At 44.7% G+C, this 16,260-nt stretch carries 8 protein-coding genes, 2 rRNA genes and 3 riboswitches; all 10 genes read right to left on the bottom strand.

The genetic code is table 11. The annotated features are described in order from the left end of the window. Positions 1–73: 73 nt before the first annotated feature. A 23S ribosomal RNA gene (locus MKX41_RS27865) occupies positions 74–3,002 on the bottom strand. Between the two features lie 232 nt (positions 3,003–3,234). Continuing rightward, positions 3,235–4,792: ribosomal RNA gene (locus MKX41_RS27860) — 16S ribosomal RNA — on the bottom strand. The 16S and 23S rRNA genes sit together here, the layout of an rRNA operon. Before the next feature lie 371 nt (positions 4,793–5,163). Next, positions 5,164–5,973 (bottom strand): transglutaminase-like domain-containing protein, encoded by an 810-nt coding sequence (locus MKX41_RS27855; protein ID WP_339244695.1) that lies wholly within the window; start codon positions 5,971–5,973, stop codon positions 5,164–5,166. 13 nt (positions 5,974–5,986) lie between these two features. Then, positions 5,987–6,067: riboswitch (cyclic di-GMP riboswitch) on the bottom strand. A 108-nt stretch (positions 6,068–6,175) separates the two neighbouring features. Further along, positions 6,176–6,256, bottom strand: a riboswitch (cyclic di-GMP riboswitch). 124 nt (positions 6,257–6,380) lie between these two features. Further along, the gene (locus MKX41_RS27850; protein ID WP_042184724.1) at positions 6,381–7,031 is read right to left on the bottom strand and encodes a class D sortase; all 651 of its coding nucleotides are present in this window, start codon (positions 7,029–7,031) and stop codon (positions 6,381–6,383) included. A 33-nt stretch (positions 7,032–7,064) separates the two neighbouring features. Then, the gene (locus tag MKX41_RS27845; RefSeq protein WP_042184722.1) at positions 7,065–7,469 is read right to left on the bottom strand and encodes a GtrA family protein; all 405 of its coding nucleotides are present in this window, start codon (positions 7,467–7,469) and stop codon (positions 7,065–7,067) included. Next, positions 7,459–8,439: a glycosyltransferase family 2 protein gene (locus tag MKX41_RS27840; protein ID WP_340974028.1), complete on the bottom strand. Its 981-nt coding sequence runs from the start codon at positions 8,437–8,439 to the stop codon at positions 7,459–7,461. The genes MKX41_RS27845 and MKX41_RS27840 overlap by 11 nt, the downstream gene beginning before the upstream one ends. A gap of 100 nt (positions 8,440–8,539) precedes the next feature. Next, complete coding sequence (locus tag MKX41_RS27835; RefSeq protein WP_340974027.1) at positions 8,540–10,318, bottom strand: phospholipid carrier-dependent glycosyltransferase; 1,779 nt, start codon at positions 10,316–10,318, stop codon at positions 8,540–8,542. Beyond that, entirely contained in the window at positions 10,315–12,363 is a 2,049-nt protein-coding gene (locus MKX41_RS27830; RefSeq protein WP_340974026.1) for a glycosyltransferase 87 family protein, read from the bottom strand. The genes MKX41_RS27835 and MKX41_RS27830 overlap by 4 nt, the downstream gene beginning before the upstream one ends. Then, complete coding sequence (locus tag MKX41_RS27825; protein ID WP_340974025.1) at positions 12,360–14,339, bottom strand: glycosyltransferase family 39 protein; 1,980 nt, start codon at positions 14,337–14,339, stop codon at positions 12,360–12,362. The genes MKX41_RS27830 and MKX41_RS27825 overlap by 4 nt, the downstream gene beginning before the upstream one ends. A gap of 155 nt (positions 14,340–14,494) precedes the next feature. Beyond that, positions 14,495–15,895 carry an NCS2 family permease gene (locus MKX41_RS27820; RefSeq protein ID WP_042184716.1) on the bottom strand — a complete coding sequence of 467 codons (1,401 nt, stop codon included), beginning with the start codon at positions 15,893–15,895 and terminating at the stop codon, positions 14,495–14,497. 126 nt (positions 15,896–16,021) lie between these two features. Continuing rightward, a riboswitch (purine riboswitch) is annotated at positions 16,022–16,121 on the bottom strand. Positions 16,122–16,260: the final 139 nt, after the last annotated feature.

Below are 16,260 nucleotides of genomic sequence, written 5' to 3'. Positions count from 1 at the left end.
GGGCATTTACAGCGTAAATGCTCAGACTTAATCGCCTGAAAACTGAATCCGAATTGAATTTGCGTTCTAAGTATAGGATAAGCCCTCGACCGATTAGTATTGGTCAGCTCCATGCATTACTGCACTTCCACCTCCAACCTATCTACCTCGTCGTCTTCAAGGGGTCTTACTAATTGGGAAATCTCATCTTGAGGGGGGCTTCACGCTTAGATGCTTTCAGCGCTTATCCCGTCCGTACGTAGCTACCCAGCCATGCTTCTGGCGAAACAACTGGTGCACCAGCGGTACGTCCATCCCGGTCCTCTCGTACTAAGGACAGCTCCTCTCAAATTTCCTGCGCCCACGACAGATAGGGACCGAACTGTCTCACGACGTTCTGAACCCAGCTCGCGTACCGCTTTAATGGGCGAACAGCCCAACCCTTGGGACCTACTTCAGCCCCAGGATGCGATGAGCCGACATCGAGGTGCCAAACCTCCCCGTCGATGTGGACTCTTGGGGGAGATAAGCCTGTTATCCCCAGGGTAGCTTTTATCCGTTGAGCGATGGCCCTTCCATGCGGTACCACCGGATCACTAAGTCCGACTTTCGTCCCTGCTCGACTTGTAGGTCTCGCAGTCAAGCTCCCTTATGCCTTTGCACTCTTCGAATGATTTCCAACCATTCTGAGGGAACCTTGGAACGCCTCCGTTACTCTTTAGGAGGCGACCGCCCCAGTCAAACTGCCCGCCTGACACGGTCCCCGTACCCGGTAAGGGTACTAGGTTAGAACCTAGATACGATCAGGGTGGTATCCCAACGGCGCCTCCACCGAAGCTTGCGCTCCGATTTCTACGGCTCCCACCTATCCTGTACAGATCGTACCCAAATTCAATATCAAGCTGCAGTAAAGCTCCATGGGGTCTTTCCGTCTTGTCGCGGGTAACCTGCATCTTCACAGGTATTAAAATTTCACCGGATCTCTCGTTGAGACAGCGCCCAAGTCGTTACGCCATTCGTGCGGGTCAGAATTTACCTGACAAGGAATTTCGCTACCTTAGGACCGTTATAGTTACGGCCGCCGTTTACTGGGGCTTCGGTTCATAGCTTCGGGTTACCCCTAACCACTCCCCTTAACCTTCCAGCACCGGGCAGGCGTCAGCCCGTATACTTCGCCTTGCGGCTTCGCACAGACCTGTGTTTTTGCTAAACAGTCGCTTGGGCCTTTTCACTGCGGCCCCCTCGTGCTATTCACACTACCGGGGCACCCCTTCTCCCGAAGTTACGGGGTCATTTTGCCGAGTTCCTTAACGAGAGTTCTTCCGCGCGCCTTAGAATTCTCTTCTCGCCTACCTGTGTCGGTTTGCGGTACGGGCACCTTCTCCTGGCTAGAGGCTTTTCTTGGCAGTGTGAGATCATGACCTTCGCTACTGTAATTTTCGCTCCCCATCACAGCCCAGCCTTAACGATGTGCGGATTTGCCTACACATCAGCCTCACTGCTTAGACGGACATATCCATCAGTCCGCGTCACTACCCTCCTGCGTCACCCCATCGCTCATAGCGGATTACGGTGGTACAGTAATTTCAAACTGTTGTCCTTCGACTACGCCTTTCGGCCTCGCCTTAGGTCCCGACTTACCCTGAGCGGACGAGCCTTCCTCAGGAAACCTTGGGCTTTCGGCGGATCAGATTCTCACTGATCTTTTCGTTACTCATACCGGCATTCTCACTTGTATGCTGTCCAGCGCTCCTTACGGTACACCTTCAACCCACATACAACGCTCCCCTACCCCAGATACATACGTATCTAGCCATAGCTTCGGTGGTGTGTTTAGCCCCGTTACATTTTCGGCGCAGAGTCACTCGACCAGTGAGCTATTACGCACTCTTTCAATGGTGGCTGCTTCTAAGCCAACATCCTGGTTGTCTGTGCAACTCCACATCCTTTCCCACTTAACACACACTTGGGGACCTTAGCTGATGGTCTGGGCTGTTTCCCTTTTGACAATGGATCTTAGCACTCACTGTCTGACTCCCGGCAATAAGTATATGGCATTCGGAGTTTGACTGAGCTTGGTAATCCTTGCGGACCCCGCACCCAATCAGTGCTCTACCTCCACTACTCTTATACCGAGGCTAGCCCTAAAGCTATTTCGGGGAGAACCAGCTATCTCCGAGTTCGATTGGAATTTCTCCGCTACCCCCACCTCATCCCCGCATTTTTCAACATGCGTGGGTTCGGGCCTCCAGTGCGTGTTACCGCACCTTCACCCTGGACAGGGGTAGATCACACGGTTTCGGGTCTACGTCCACATACTCAATCGCCCTATTCAGACTCGCTTTCGCTGCGGCTCCGTCTTCTCGACTTAACCTTGCATGTTAAACGTAACTCGCCGGTTCATTCTACAAAAGGCACGCCATCACCCATAGATAGGGCTCTGACTTTTTGTAAGCACACGGTTTCAGGTTCTATTTCACTCCCCTTCCGGGGTGCTTTTCACCTTTCCCTCACGGTACTGTTTCACTATCGGTCGCCAGGTAGTATTTAGCCTTAGCAGATGGTCCTGCTGGATTCATACGGGGTTTCACGTGCCCCGCACTACTCGGGATCCGTCTCGGAGAGAACACAGTTTAGGCTACAGGGCTTTTACCTCTATCGCGGGCCTTTCCAGACCTCTTCACCTACCATATTCCTTTGTAACTCCATGTGAGACGTCCCACAACCCCTAAGAGCAAGCTCTTAGGTTTAGGCTGTTCCGCGTTCGCTCGCCGCTACTGACGGAATCACTATTGTTTTCTCTTCCTCAGGGTACTTAGATGTTTCAGTTCCCCTGGTCTGCCTCTACATCTCCTATGTGTTCAGAGATGAGTAACTGCGAATTACCACAGCTGGGTTTCCCCATTCGGACACCCCCGGATCAAAGCTTGCTTACAGCTCCCCGAGGCAGTTTCGTTGTTCGCCACGTCCTTCGTCGGCTCCTGGCGCCTAGGCATCCTCCGTGTGCTCTTATTAGCTTAACCTTGATTTTTCCTAAGAAAAATCTCACTAATAACATTTACTTGTTTACACAAGTTGCTAAAAGATGTTCTAAAACGCAAATTCGTTTCGGTATCCAGTTTTCAAGGATCAAGTCTTACTGAGAGCTTAAACTCTCAAAACTGAGCAACGAGTGAGTAACAGGCCTAAACCTGAGATTTTGGAAGCTTAACTTCCGATTTGAATGTCTTCATTGCAGAAGACGATTCTCCATAGAAAGGAGGTGATCCAGCCGCACCTTCCGATACGGCTACCTTGTTACGACTTCACCCCAATCATCTACCCCACCTTCGGCGGCTGGCTCCCTTGCGGGTTACCCCACCGACTTCGGGTGTTGTAAACTCTCGTGGTGTGACGGGCGGTGTGTACAAGACCCGGGAACGTATTCACCGCGGCATGCTGATCCGCGATTACTAGCAATTCCGACTTCATGCAGGCGAGTTGCAGCCTGCAATCCGAACTGAGACCGGCTTTGATGGGATTGGCTTCACCTCGCGGTTTCGCTTCCCGTTGTACCGGCCATTGTAGTACGTGTGTAGCCCAGGTCATAAGGGGCATGATGATTTGACGTCATCCCCACCTTCCTCCGGTTTGTCACCGGCAGTCACTCTAGAGTGCCCAGCTTAACCTGCTGGCAACTAAAGTTAAGGGTTGCGCTCGTTGCGGGACTTAACCCAACATCTCACGACACGAGCTGACGACAACCATGCACCACCTGTCTCCTCTGTCCCGAAGGCCGCCACTATCTCTAGTGGATTCAGAGGGATGTCAAGACCTGGTAAGGTTCTTCGCGTTGCTTCGAATTAAACCACATACTCCACTGCTTGTGCGGGTCCCCGTCAATTCCTTTGAGTTTCAGTCTTGCGACCGTACTCCCCAGGCGGAGTGCTTACTGTGTTAACTTCGGCACCAAGGGTATCGAAACCCCTAACACCTAGCACTCATCGTTTACGGCGTGGACTACCAGGGTATCTAATCCTGTTTGCTCCCCACGCTTTCGCGCCTCAGCGTCAGTTACAGCCCAGAAAGTCGCCTTCGCCACTGGTGTTCCTCCACATATCTACGCATTTCACCGCTACACGTGGAATTCCACTTTCCTCTTCTGTACTCAAGTCACCCAGTTTCCAGTGCGACCTCAGGTTGAGCCCAAGGTTTAAACACCAGACTTAAATGACCGCCTGCGCGCGCTTTACGCCCAATAATTCCGGACAACGCTTGCCCCCTACGTATTACCGCGGCTGCTGGCACGTAGTTAGCCGGGGCTTTCTTCTCAGGTACCGTCACTCCGATAGCAGTTACTCTACCGGACGTTCTTCCCTGGCAACAGAGCTTTACGATCCGAAAACCTTCATCACTCACGCGGCGTTGCTCCGTCAGACTTTCGTCCATTGCGGAAGATTCCCTACTGCTGCCTCCCGTAGGAGTCTGGGCCGTGTCTCAGTCCCAGTGTGGCCGTTCACCCTCTCAGGTCGGCTACGCATCGTCGCCTTGGTGGGCCGTTACCCCACCAACTAGCTAATGCGCCGCAGGCCCATCCCTCAGTGACAGATTGCTCCGTCTTTCATTCTTTCTTCAGGAGAAAAAAGAAATTATCCGGTATTAGCTACCGTTTCCGGTAGTTATCCCAGTCTAAGGGGCAGGTTGCCTACGTGTTACTCACCCGTCCGCCGCTAAGTTATTTTGAAAGCAAGCTTTCAAAATAACTCCGCTCGACTTGCATGTATTAGGCACGCCGCCAGCGTTCGTCCTGAGCCAGGATCAAACTCTCCAATTAGTATTGAAAAGAGCGATATGCTCATTTTGAAACATCTGACGAGAAAATTAATTCTCTAATTTCGGATATCACTTTCGTGATTTCCTACTCACTCGTTGTTCAGTTTTCAAAGATCAAGTTCTCGTTGGCGCCGTTTAATGTCTCAGCAGCAACTCTTATAATATATCATGTTGTTCTCAGTAATGCAAGCTTTATTTTTCGAAAGCCGTTTATATAACTCTCTCAAACATTGCCTGTACGCTGTCTAACAACGCTTAACTATAATAACCTATCTATTCATAGAAAAGCAACCCCTAATAGAAAAATAAACAACTAGCTTAATAATTAAGCTGGTTGTTTATTTAATAGAGTTATGAATCTAGCGATGCAAATTAATAGTATTTTGCTGCAGTATACTTACTTGAAGCCTTAATAAAATCCGTATTCTTCTTACTCTTCGCTGACGATGCATCTACCGTTGTATCAATAGTAACCCATTTCCCATCCATCAACACTTCATTCCATGCATGGTATTGCGTAACGTAGCTAGTATTCCCCATCACCAATTTAGCAGGCACATCTACACTACGCAGCATTGCGGCAAAAAGAGAAGCATAGTCATAGCAGATTCCTTTTTTAGTATTCAAAGTGTTGTTAATGTTCGGAATGTAATCTGTTGTTACATTATTAGCAAGAGAATAATCGTATTGTACATTAGCAACTATATAGTTATAGATTGCCTTAACTTTCTCTTCATCTGTTGTTTTGCCTTTTGTAAGCTCTTTTGCCTTAAGGATCGCTTTATCAGAAGAACTCCATTTCACATTCTGTACGGAGCCCAAATATACGGAATTCGAGTCACTCATGGTTACGTCTACTACTTCGGAATATAACGCTTTGTATTTATTGCCGGTTGTGTTCTCAAGAACAGAAACCTTATAAGTACCATTACCTTGTTGTAAAGGGAAGTCCTCAGCTTGTCCAGAAGCATATAAGTTATATGTATAGCTGCTGTTGTCTTTAGTGATCATGAGTTTGATTCTTTTATCTTTCGGAATATCATAGTTAATTCCAATAACACCTTGAGCCACTTTCGATGTAATCAACCAGCTTGCATCTACACTTGCGGCTTGAGCTGTGCTTACCGGAACCGCAGTAATCAGTACGAACAGCGCCACCATCATAAAATAAACCTTTTTCACGGATAAAACCCCTTTCGGTAGCTGGCTGCCATCCTTTCGGGAAGGCCCTTTAGCTTTGCGTCCCTACCTTTCGATAGGTTTGCCGTTATCGTATAAGCTCTATCTGTTCTAATTTCACTAGACAAATTAAGAGAATCAGTCCAAGTAGAAATATGAATCTAAGATTCTTATATATTTTATAAAAACAAAAAAAGCCTCTTCATTCGGTAACTGGCTGCCATCCTTACGGGAAGGCCCTTTAGCTTTGCGTCCCTACCTTTCGATAGGTTTGCCGTTTATCGTGTTTAGCTTTTATAGTCTTATACTACCATATTTATCCTCGTAAACAAGAACAAAATTGCTAGATTTACTATTATTTTATAGTTATTTCTCTGTATTTGAATTCTCTTGTTATTTCTCGTCAACGATTAGGAAAGCTTGGCATGAACAATCAAACGATGTGTAGGATCTACTAGTGGGTCACACGTAATTAGAGTAAGAATTTTATCTTTGTTATTCCCGTCTAGAACAGACACATCACTAGGAAGTACAACAGAAATATCATAAACCTCGTAATTATAAGTCTGATCGCTAGTCTTTACCGTAATCGTATCCCCAATCACAACCTCATTCAATCTGTTAAACAATCTGCCCGTAGTTCTAGCTCTATGTGCAGCTATTGCGGCGTTCCCTATTTCTCCTATTGGAGTTGTTTCTTTCATATGGGCCGCGGCATGCTTCATATTCGCTTTAGTAGCCCCTTCTAATACAGGCAGCTTCAGATCGATCTTATCGATCTCAATTAATGCGATAACTTTGCCACCCACTTCAATTTCTGGTTCCGGCTTTTCTGTTTCTTGCGGCTGTGCTTGTGCATCTAGAGCTGATTCCTCCGCTAGTAGCTGAGTGACCTCGGCATATCTGCTCTTCAGATCAGGTGGTGGAGTACTTTCACTGGTGCTCAGTTCAGCCGATTCTAATAGCTTATCCTGCTGCCAGTCGTTATACCATTCGTTAGCTTTTGGATAGAGCATGATAAGGATCCCCGCCAGTATGAGCACATACGAGAATTTACGCATGATTTTCACCTCCGTAGATTGTTCTACTGAACTTTAGAATACCCATTTACGACTTCCGAAGAAGTTAATGATCACCGTCACAAACGTTACTAATACCTTAGAGATCAACACTTGAATGCCTAGTTTGTCAGTCAACAGATGCATTAGCAACAGCGATATTCCGAGTACTACCAGATTCAGTACGATAAACTTCAGCAACTGCGTCTTATCAAAACCCTCTTTATTGCCACGATCACGATCCTTGAAGGTTACTTTTTTATTCAAAATAAAGCTGTTCGCTGTCCCTGCACTATAAGAAATCACCTGTGCCAACGCATATACCATCCCAAGTGAGTTCAGTAATGTAAAGATTACGAAATCAATGAGGGTATTTACCAGACCTACAGCATTAAATTTGAGAAACTGTATGAAAGCAGTCCGAAAGTTCTTATCTGACATCTTTGTAATCCTTCCGGCGATCCACTTCTTCTTCGTCACGATATCCTATAGTCTCACTGACAATATACAACGGTCTATCCTTAGACTCGTCATAAATCCGTCCAATATACTCACCGATTACACCTAACAGCATCAGAACGATACCGTTAAAGAGCAAATTGACCCCTACAATGGAAGCCCAACCTGGAACCGTCCATGAGGTGAAAAAGATTCTTTGAAACAATACGAAGAATAAATAGAGAAAGCTGGAGAAGGAAAGAAAGAATCCGACATACGTAGCAATCTTAAGTGGCTTATGCGAAAAGGAAGTGATCCCATCCAGCGCAAAACGAATCATTTTCTTAAGAGGATACTTAGTTTCTCCTGCAAATCGTTCTTCTCGCTCATATTCCACCATCGTCTGCTTGAAGCCGACCCAGCTCACTAAACCTCTGACATACCGGTTTTTTTCCTTGAGACCTCGCAAGACATCACATACCTTACGATCAATAAGACGAAAATCACCTGTGTCCGTGGGAATGTCTACACTTGTCATGCTGCTGAGCAATCGATAAAAGATCTTGGCCGTTACCTTTTTGAACATCGTTTCTCCACGGCGCTTCAGCCGCTTCGCATACACAACGTCATAACCCTCTTTCCACTTCTCGATCATTTGCAAAATGACCTCCGGTGGATCTTGAAGGTCAGCGTCAATAACAACAACCGCTTGACCTTCGGCATAGTCCATGCCAGCTGTAATCGCTACCTGATGTCCGAAATTACGCGAGAAGTCAATTAGCTTGACGCATTCATCCCGATCACTGATCTCCCGAATCATCTGGGCCGAACGATCACGACTTCCGTCATTAACGAAGACAAGCTCATAAGTATCGCCGCATTCGTCCATTACTTTTTTCAAACGTTCGTAAGTAACGCTAATTACTTGCTCCTCATTGAACATGGGTACAATTACACTATATCTGGCTTTCACCTTTATTCCTCCTAAAAGCTTTATGGAGCGTTACATCTTTCTGTACTTCATAATAACGCTGTAAGCATAAACTTATTGTTATAGATATTTTAAAAAAATCTTAGAAAACCCAAGATGGGAACCAACGCAGCATATTCTTCACATAATCTCCGCTTACCTGCATCCCTGACAGGACAGGGTAGAACGCGACAAAGAGCAGTAAAGCAACAGCCACATAGACATAACTAAAATAACGAGCCTCAGGATATTTGCTATCTAGCAACTTCATTATATATACAATACCAAGAATCATAAAAGGCACCATAGCAAAATAATGGTAGATAAAGGTTTCCCTTGGGACAAGCATCCACGGAACATATTGTGAGAAAAAGGCGATCCAGATCATATAAAGGGTCTTATCTTTGCGTTTCAGTGTAATCCACAGTGTTGCCAGCATTGCGAAAATCCCCGTCCACCAGATAAGCGGATTCCCCATAGTCACTATACTGCTGACCTGACCTTGCGGCAATCCCTCACTGCCACTGAAGAACCAGACGGGTCTCTTCATAAACGGCCATTGCCACCAGGAGGAAGCAAAAGGATGTGTAGCTACAAGCTGACTGTGATAGTTGTACATGTTCTTTTGGGAATCAATCAAGCCTTTTATAGTAAAGCCCTCTGCGGATGCAGATAAACCCGGAAAAAAAGATAAACTATAAATAATGACCGGTATGATTACGAAGAATGCAACACAACTTGCTAGCGTAATAATGGTATTCTTCCAGAACGAATTTACGGCTTCGCGACAGGTACCCAGCAGTTCCTTATCTTTGATCTTCCCTTCCGCGAGCAACCGTCCCGATGCTTGGTATTCTCTGTAGCGCTCGAAGAGCGAGATAGCTAGCATAATGGCCAGCCCAGCTCCTCCGTACAGTACAATCCACTTGGAGGCGACACCAATTCCGAAGAATAGCCCGGACCAGAACAACGGAATTAGCGTTTTTCTTAAGGGCTGCCTGAAGAAATTCATAGTGTAATATCGCTGCATGAAATAAAACATTAACATGATGAAGAATACTCCGTATACATCGATCGTAGAGATTCTTGTTTGTGTGAAATGCATGAAATCCAGTGCGAACAATCCAGCTGCAAGTGCTGCGTATTTGCTCTTTTTAAAGAGACGTAGTGCCATTACATAAATGAGAGGCAGCATGGCAATCCCGAACAATGTTCCGATAATACGCCAGCCGAAAGGATTGACTCCGAACAGTTCCATCCCTACTGCGATCAATAGCTTGCCTAGTGGTGGATGCGTGTTCTCATAAGGCACAATCCCGTGTGTATATTCATAAGCTGTCCGTGCATGGTAGATCTCGTCAAAATAAGTGCTATTCATAAAGTTAGAATATTCAGGGATGAGCGACTGCTCGTCAAAAAGATTGGCAGGCTCTCCTCTTTTAGCGACTGCATTAGTATCCGGTGTAACACCGGCTATAGGAAGAGGTACTCTTTCGCCTCCCTGCTCATAGAAGGCCATTTCATTTAAAGTGAACCCTGGAGAGGTGACTGTAAACTTCACGTATCTTGCTGCAACGTTCAGAGGTTGGCTTTTCCAGATGAAGACATTCCCAACATCCTCGCTTACATCCAGTGGACTACTCCAGACCTCAGGGGATTCACTGAATTCGAGCTTAAACTTCCCAGTACCTACGCCACCGAAGATATTCACTCGTTCCAATTGTTTGCTCTGTCCTAGATCTACATAGAAGCTTTCACCGCTGGCAGCTGGCTCCCACAAGGTCTCTGGAGATTTAGTAGAACCTAAATTATATAAAGCAATTGCCGCGTAAACGGCAGTAATGGCAAGAATACATATCCAATCTATACGCTTAAACTTCATCGCTTAAGTCTCCCTCCCTTCTGGTGCGGTCTTATTTGCTCGACGACTTTAAGGTCTTCTTCATATTTTTCTTCAGGTGTTGGTGGTGCTGGAAGAGACTTTACTCCCCCACGAACATACACGTCGTAACCAATGTAGAGCATGTATAGCAATAATGACAGGTTAGCAATAGAAGTAACCAAAACGATTCCATCTGCACCTGGATTTACACCTGCATTTAGATGGGTCAACGTATAAGCCACATTGATATACTGCGTTAAGCTGAATCCAAGGAATAGGAATAAAAACCTACGATCCCGACTCGCTATATAAGTGAACATACATAGAATAACAGCAGGGAACATATAACGTTCATGCATTTTGGTTCCAAGCACAAAAACTACTACAATGAGCGCCATACCGATAAAGTAGGATTTGGATAAATCCAAGCGATCTTTTTTGAAGGAATAAAACGTTGCTATGGCTACTGCCACTAAAATAAATATGAAGCCCCATACACGGTAAGTAATACCTAACCAAGTTAGGTCAAGAGATGACCACATCGGGTCAGTCAATGCATATAGATTAAATGCATTCACAGAAGAATAGGGATAGGAAGATAACGTACTCTTATACAGATTAATAAGGCCAACTAAACCACCGTTATTCCAGAAAAATGGTGCCGCGAGCAATCCGAATATCCCTAATCCGTACAAAGCTCCAAATCCAAGCTGCTTCCAAGCACGGTGATGATAGAAAGCAAACAATAATACCGGTGTGAATATTAACGCTTGTGGTTTAATTAAAGTTGCTATTGCAAACAAAATCGCGGATTGAACAAACTTTTTGTTCGCAGCGCCATAGATACTGAGCAACAGGAAAATCAAAAAGAATGAATCCGCTTGTCCCCACGCCGCTGAATTAACAAGCACCGCCGGATTAAACAGAAATAATAGCGTTAAGCCAAAAGCAATCCCTGAGCCGAGTTTTTTGCGGGACATTTGATATATGAAGTAACCCAATACCAAATCAGAAATAATCGCTGGCAGTTTGAATAGCAGATTCTCTCCACCCGAACCATGCGCAAAGCCAAATACACCGCGAATAAAACTAAGAATGTACAAAATGTACAAATAACCAGGAGGATAATCGGCAAAATACCCTTCTTCATAAAACTTGCCTGGACCTAAATCAACCATACGCTGACCCCAAGCTATAAAGGTATTCATGTCGTTCTGATAGCCTTGAGCAGTCAGACCAATCCAGACCCTTAGGATAAAAGCAACCCCGATGGCAATGCTCAGCCATTTGGAATAGACATTCTCAGGTTGCTTCATAAGCTTCTCACTGCGGAATGCCTTGGTATAAAGCACTGCAAAAAATACACTGAAAAGCGCTGAGATCAGCAGCATCTTGGTTGGAGATACCTTATGTGGGGTATCCGCTTTTTTACCACCAGCATCCTGACTAACTGCTGCACTATCCAGAGAAATGACGTTGGCCCCTTCAGGAGCAGCGTCTAATTTTTCTACAGACAAATCATCAAAATAAGCTTTACCTTGAATCAAGCTGGAGTAGCCCCCCAAACTTGCACCTATGCCGAATTCTTTCTGCTTAGGTCCTGTCTGGCCTATGTATTCAAGATACTGCCACTCTCCTGCCGTATCCGTTACACTGGGATAACCCCCACCTACTCCAACGGCAAGTATATTAGCGCCCATTCCCTCGCCTGCGGTACTTACTACTTTGATCCATCCAGAGATTTTATAATAGCTGTCCGGCGTTGCCTTAATCGTCTGCACCCATTTCAAATGATTGGGCTCGATATTCTCAATGACTGCCGCTTTACTACCGGAGTGAACCTCGTCCGATTGGATTGAAAGTATGCCCGAGTTGTCTCCAGAAATCCACATATCCTTAGTCCAGTTAGAAGGAGCGTCCTCTCCTCCCTCCTCAAATCCAGGGTTTTGCAATAGATTTCCATCTGCATAAATGCTTGTTACAGGAAGCAAAAACAATAACAGCATCAATACAGTCACTGCGGCCGTACGTGTACTCTTGATCATCGTTCCAACCTCACCTCGTCTATATTAATCCAGCCTTTACCGCCTTTAATAAAAATTTCAGTTTGCTCATTCTGACCGATAGATACCATTGGAAGTGTAAGCTCTTGATAAACCTCACTAGCAGGTATTTCAGCCTCCGCCCGCACTACGCCATTAACTCGGACGCCAACCCTTCCTTCTTCTCCACCAGCACTAACCATTATACCAAGCTTATATTCTCCAGGTTCTGCTATTCTGATAGATTGTGTAATCGTTTTGTCAAATCCCGGATCAAGATAGGCCAGATAACTTCCATTATAGGGATTATTGGTTGCCACACCCGTACCGGATGAGAAGCTCCAGCCTGATATCCCCTCTTCAAATCCTCCATTTGTAAATTCCGAGATTCCCTCTACTACCCCAGTCTTAGCGGTCACAACAGTATAGTTGGCAAAACGTTTAACCGAATAATTTTCGCTTTCAGCAGGAGTAGGATCACCATTCCACAAGATATATGTCGCTGTCTCTCCCGGAACTATGCTTGAATATCCAAATCTATATCTCCCAAAGGAAGACACCTGCTGAAATGCACCTCCAGGATTAGAATAATTAACGGTTGCTAAGAAATCATGGGGATTGATCTGCTCATAAAAAAGCACATAAATATAAGGCATATTAACTTTATCAGTCACGTAGATGTTCCCAGCACTCTCTTCAGACGCATATTGTATAGCCTCACCGAAAGATTCATAGAAAGCCGGTCCTATCTCTTTAGGATAATCACGGAAATAAACTGTAGTGAATAGAACAAAAAATAAGCTAAAGGTTACAGCCGACAGAATTGCTAATACTTTTACTTTCTTGCTTAACCACATAAACCCTGCAACAATCAGCAAAATGATTGGATAGAAAATTACATTCATCCGATTAATGTTTACGTTCGTAACAAAGGTCATCAAAACGGAAACAAACAACCAAAGTAAAATAACGAGCAGTCCCGTCCGCTCACGACCACGGTTCCGTATTGTCGTTAACATAAATATAAGTCCTATAAGTACAAAGGGTAACGCAATAGGATACGCGTATCCATAAGGTGAAATCGAATTCCAAGGCAAACCATCAGATCCGCTAATTAATATCTTCAAAAATTCTCGGAAATTGCTTAATGTTGTATGTAATAGTTGCCCTCCGAATATAGAAGTTACCTGTTCCACACGCGGTGTTGTCAATCTCGGAATTGAGAACAATGGGGTCAAAATCCCCTCTAGCGACAATCGATTGATCATAATAAATAGGAAGATTGGGAGTGCCATTAATATAAACAGAGCACAGTTCCATAGAATGGTCCGAAGCTTTAGTGCTCTTGTATAGAATAGAAGAATTCCAGCACCTAAAGCAAATATCGGCACAAAAAAATAGGATGTTCCATAGGCATAAAGTGAAAGGGCAAGCATAATTGTAAAGCCATAAGACCACTTCGGAATTTGAAATGATTTAAGTAACATATAAACGGAGAACAGAATCAGGGTGGGGAATAAATTAGATTCCAGTGCCCATCTTGACATCATAATATGCCAAGGATTAATTGCGATAAAAAACATCGCCACAATACCAGCAGTTCTGGAAGTAAATAGCTCTTTGGAAAGAAGATAGAATACGAGCATACCCAGTAGACCCATGATTAAGCTAACCGCACGTACAGACATTGGAGTAAGTCCGAACAATAATATGAAAGGCATTGATAAGTAAGCATAAAGTGCATTCTGTCCGCTTCCCCAAGCAATGAGGTGAATAGGTAAATGAATACCATTGCGGTCTATTCCATAATGAAGAATAGCGTAAGCATCATAACCTATAGATGCCTCATCCTGATTCAAGCCACCTGGAATCGAACCAAAGTAAAAAATGCGAATCACAGCCCCCAGTAAAAACAATAAGAGCGGCCAAGGATTACTCTTAAAATAAGTAGACCAATTGCTAAACCTTGTGGACAACATTCATCACCTCTTCAACAATATAATCTAAATATTGGATGATGGAAAGGAAGAACATCCAACAAGTTAAATAGGAGAATACATAATCGAAAATAAAAAAAACGGCCCCTTCAGTAATGAAGGAGCCAGAGATGAATTTCAGAAATACTGTATATATGTTAGCCCTCGCTACCAAGGAATACATAACGGAGAACGATCAGAATCGCAAGTACCCACATCATCCAGTGAATATCGTATTTCTTCTTACCTGCAAGGTTAGCAACAGAAGCAAGGATTACATAAGTTACGATACCAAAGGAGATACCGTTAGCAATATTATAAGTGAAAGGCATGATTACAAGTGTTAGGAACGCTGGAATTGCAACAACCATATCTTGAAAATCGATTTGACGGATCGATTGTGCCATCAGCACACCTACGACGATCAATGCTGCGGCTGTAGCAGATCCAGGAATAAGAGCAACCACTGGAGCAAGGAACAATGCAAGCAAGAAACATACGCCCGTTGTTACAGCTGTAAGACCTGTTCGTCCACCTTCAGCAACACCTGCCGCGCTTTCTACAAAAGCAGTAGTAGTCGAAGTACCCAGTGCCGCACCACCTGCTACAGCAACTGCATCGACAAACATCGCATTACCTACACGTCTATTACCTTCTTCAGGGTTATCCATAATACCTGCGCGTTGAGCCGTACCTACAAGTGTACCAAATGTATCAAACAACTCTACAAAAGTGAAAGTTGCAATCGCTGAAACAATACCTGTGTGCAGGATACCATCCCAGTCAAACTGGAAGAAGTTCAATTGTGTGAAGTCAGGAACCCAAGGCGTTGCCGGACTGGACAATGCACTGAAATCAACTACGCCCATCAGCATACCAGCGACAGTTGTTCCCAAGATACCGAATAAAATCGCACCTTTAACGTTCAATACCATCAGGATAGAGATTAGAAGAAGTCCGATAATTACCAATTGGACATTGGAATTCTCTAGGCTACCCATGTGAATGATAGTTTCAAAGGAAAGGACATCTGTGAAAGTGTTAGCAGGAATGTCTTTACCGGCTTCAACACCAATCGTCATGAGTCCACTATTCTTAAGACCAAGGATCGTAATGAACATCCCGATACCTACTGTAATCGCATGTTTCAAGCTGTCAGGAATTGCAGTTAGTAAGATCTGTCGCACTCGAGTTACAGTCAGCAAGATAAAGATCAAACCGGAAATAAATACGGCTGTCAGACCCATTTGCCAAGTGAATGGATGCTCTGATGTGGCGGAAGATAGAATTACGGAAGCAAAATATGCGTTAAGTCCCATACCAGGTGCCAATGCCACTGGAAAGTTTATGAACACGCCCATTGCGATGGTGAAAATACCTGCTGCCAGCGCAGTCGCTAGAAATACAGAATACCATCCCATATCAATACGGCCAAATGCTGTTAAAGTACTCGGATTAACCGACAAGATGTAAGCCATTGCCATGAACGTGGTCAAGCCCGCCATGATCTCTGTACGAACTGTGGTGCCGTTCTCTTTCAACTTGAAAAACCGATTCAAATTGTTCTCCCCCTAAGGTATGTTGTGTGTCTGACAGCAACAAAAAGCCGGTATCTGTTAGACACCGGCTCGAAAAAAAGAGTAGCCTCCCATGACCATAGACCTAAATTAAGGACAATGCGGGGTTGCTCTGCTCTTCTTAATCGTAGCCAGGTCATTACGGTGACCTCGTAGAAACTTCCAGGCCAATTCCCGGAAATATACGAAAGAATTATGTTGTTGTGCTCTATCATTTTAGGTGGACATCATATAAGTTGTCAATGATAAAAAGCGAACATTTTCGACTTTATTTTTTCCATTGTTCGTAAATCATACATTTTCATGCTTGTATCTACTATCAAACTCGTTCTTGCAATGCAGCTTAT

The sequence above is a fragment of the Paenibacillus sp. FSL R5-0475 genome (genome assembly GCF_038004585.1).
GTDB lineage: Bacteria > Bacillota > Bacilli > Paenibacillales > Paenibacillaceae > Paenibacillus_AQ.
Note: the sequence above shows the minus strand (reverse complement) of the source record. Positions and strands in the feature narration are given on the sequence as shown.

Excerpts from the sequence above, each read along its gene's own strand:
- MKX41_RS27850 (WP_042184724.1), bottom strand. The coding sequence starts at position 7,031 with ATGCGTAAATTCTCGTATGTGCTCATACTGGCGGGGATCCTTATCATG.
- MKX41_RS27845 (WP_042184722.1), bottom strand. The coding sequence starts at position 7,469 with ATGTCAGATAAGAACTTTCGGACTGCTTTCATACAGTTTCTCAAATTT.
- MKX41_RS27835 (WP_340974027.1), bottom strand. The coding sequence starts at position 10,318 with ATGAAGTTTAAGCGTATAGATTGGATATGTATTCTTGCCATTACTGCC.
- MKX41_RS27830 (WP_340974026.1), bottom strand. The coding sequence starts at position 12,363 with ATGATCAAGAGTACACGTACGGCCGCAGTGACTGTATTGATGCTGTTA.
- MKX41_RS27825 (WP_340974025.1), bottom strand. The coding sequence starts at position 14,339 with ATGTTGTCCACAAGGTTTAGCAATTGGTCTACTTATTTTAAGAGTAAT.